Source organism: Paracoccus sp. (in: a-proteobacteria), from assembly GCF_046462195.1.
Taxonomy (GTDB): Bacteria; Pseudomonadota; Alphaproteobacteria; order Rhodobacterales; family Rhodobacteraceae; genus Paracoccus.
Genome location: NZ_JBKGUN010000169.1, coordinates 1 through 2,923, shown reverse-complemented (window position 1 = coordinate 2,923; position 2,923 = coordinate 1). Strand labels below are relative to the sequence as shown.

Here is a 2,923-nt window from a genome sequence, read left to right as displayed (position 1 = left end):
GATGAAGTGCGAGGCACACGCCAGGCCAGCTTGACCTGATGCCCACAAAACAGACAGCAGCTCATGGCAGCGGCATCCTCTTCCGAACGCATTCAAACAAAAAGAACCAGATCTGCCTGTTTGCTGCCAAAGCCGACTTTCCTGCAACGCCAAAATACGTCGTGGAAATAAGAGCGATGACGCCATCATCCTTCGAAAAGGTCTATTAGTCTTGCAGCACGGTCTACCATGCCGCGCGGCGCGGAACAGGAAGCAACGCCACGGCTCCCGCATAGGGCACCGTCGGGACGCCATGCGATGAGTCCGACTTGAGGCGGGAAGGTCACCAAAACCATGTCGTCGCTCTGCATACAGCAAGCCACACCGCGTAATTCAAAGACGATGCAGGCCGGGATGAGGGTCAGTCATAACCTGTCATCTCCAGATATCCAACGCCGGCATGGCTGCCTGATACGGTTACAGGCCCCTCCCAATAGGGAACCGACGTGTTCATCCAGGCGTCGAGGTTCAGGGCCGCCACCGTCACATCAACACCCTGCGCCGGCAGGCTGACCTGCCATGTCGTCGGCACCTGCTGCCCCTCCCCTTTGTGCCATTCCAAAGGCGTGGCGGCAAAGGCTCCGTCAGCAAGGGGGGTGACCTGTCCGCCGGCCGTGATCCAGCTGGCAGAGGTGTAGTCTGTGGTGCCGCGAAGAACAAAGCCCATCAGCTTTTCACCGCTGTCGAAGGACAGCGAGAACCAGTCCCAGCCCTCCTGATCCTCGGCCAGCGGCTGCGAAGACCATTCCCGGTCCAACCAGGCGGCGCCGGTCACGGGAATGTTGCCATCCGGCAAAGCCAGTGTGCCGGACAGGTCGAAAAAGGGCTGGGAATAGTAATGGCTGGCCTGTCCCGCAGCGGATTTCACCGAATACCCGTCCTGCCCGTGACGGACCAATGGACCCGATGCCCGCAGCCGTACGTCATAGGCAAAGTCGCCACCAGAGGCGGTCAGGCGCAGGTTGTCGAAATCCGGACCTTCCATGGACCAGTCATCGATCCGGGCCGAGAACGGGTCCGCCTGAACCTGCGCCTGACCTATGCCACCCCGGGCCAGACGTTCAGCCACATGATGCGCATCCGGCGTGGTGACGGCCGCATGCCCCATCCACAGTTGCGGCGTCTCCCATCCCTCACCGTCACGCGGCGCCAATGCCGAACGGAAGAGCGTCCACTGCAGGCCGTAAGGCGTTCCGTCCGGGCCAGTCATGTTGGCGGTCAGATACCACCATTCGATCCGGTATTCTGGGTGAGGGCCGTGATCGGCCGGAAACTCCAGCGCCCGTTCCGGGACCGGCTGCGCAAAATCCTCGGCCTCTGTGCCCAGACCGGCAAAACCCTGGCCCAGCGCAGCCACTGGCAAAAGCAGAAGAACGACAAGTGCCTTAACGTTCATGTCGGAACACCCCCAACAGTTGCGCCGGCGGCGTGCGCGACAGCCGCCATGCCGGCCACAGTGCCGCCACCGCCGCCGCCAGCAGCGCGAGCACCCCCAGCCTCAGGTAATCAAGCGGAAACAGGTACATCGGAAGCCGCCAGCCAAAGGCCTCGACATTGACAACGGCCAGCAGCGCCCAGGCCAGCGCCAATCCCAGCGGCAAGGCCAGAGCACCCGTCAACAATGCGAGCAACAATGCGCGCAGCAGGTCCAGCGTGGCCAGCCTGCGCCGCGTCAGCCCCAGGGCCCAGACAGGCGCCAGTTGCGGCAAGCGCATCCCTGCCAAGGTCAGCAGGCTCATAAGGATGGCAAAGCCCGCAACCGCCAGCGTCAGCACGTTCAGCGCGGTCGTCACCGTAAAGGTGCGTTCGAAAATGGCCAGAGAGGTGGCCTTGATCGCGGCCTGATCGATCATCGCCCCCTCCGCGACGCCGGCCCCTTGGCGCAAGCGGTCCCGCAGGACCGGAACCTGTCCGGGGTCAACACGAAGCCCGAACTGCCTCGCACCAATCTCGGGGAACAGGCTGCGAAACAGATCTTCGGTGACGATCACCTGTCCGGCCGGATTGCCATAGTCGCCATAGATGCCCAAGACCGGAAGGGTGACGTCCTGACCGAGGGCAATGTCGGCCCCCAGATCCAAACCGGCCCGGCGATAAATCTGTTCGTTGACCAGGACTCCCTCGCCCTGTGTCAGACGGTCCCAGACATCCGGCGATGCGCGCAGGAACTGCCAGTTGTCGCGATAGGTCGCATGATCGCGAACGCCCAGGATCTCGGCTGGCATTCCGGCAATCTGCTGATCGGTGCTGAGCAGCGGCAGGATTGCATCGGTATGGCCGGTTGCGACTGCGGCGATGGCGGCGGCTTGGGCAGGGTTCTCGACCCTGACATACAGTTCCGACGCAAGGCGTTGGTCCAGAAACCCCACGAATGTCAGCCGGAACGACGACACCATCGTTGAAACGCCCACATTTGCGGCCATTGCCAGCATCAGGGCCATCAGCGCCAGCGATAGGCCCGGCACCTGTTGACGCGTATCGGCCCAGAACCATTGCGTCACCGGCCCCCGCGCACGCCTCTCGGCCCAGGCCAACAGCAGCGTCAGCATCGGCGGCAAGGCCAGCGCCCCCCCAATCAGCAGGGCGCCCAGCATGACAAACCCTGCCAGCAGTCCTTTCCCCCAGATCCCCAAGGTGGCAGCTCCAAGAAGCAGACCCATCGCCAGCAGCGACTTCCCCCGATGGCGATGCGACATGCTGAAGGCGCGCGGATGCGCTCCGGACAGCAAGGGCATCCGCGCCAGCGACCACAGCGCGCCGCTGGCAGCGACAGCCGTTCCGACCAGTGCGATGGCCAGTCCCGAAAGCCACCAGGTGGGGCGCAACGTCATCTGCCCTGACACCTCGGCACCATAAAGTCCGCGCAGGGTGGCCGCCACATCGG

2 protein-coding genes are annotated in these 2,923 nt (G+C 63.5%); both read right to left on the bottom strand.

What is annotated here, in order from left to right; all coding sequences use genetic code 11:
* Positions 1-400: 400 nt before the first annotated feature.
* Positions 401-1,435 (bottom strand): lipocalin-like domain-containing protein, encoded by a 1,035-nt coding sequence (locus ACLHHB_RS10675; RefSeq protein ID WP_410218268.1) that lies wholly within the window; start codon positions 1,433-1,435, stop codon positions 401-403.
* Positions 1,425-2,923 (bottom strand): FtsX-like permease family protein (locus ACLHHB_RS10670; RefSeq protein WP_410218267.1); only part of this gene is annotated, 1,499 nt, incomplete at its 5' end. The genes ACLHHB_RS10670 and ACLHHB_RS10675, both read right to left, overlap by 11 nt.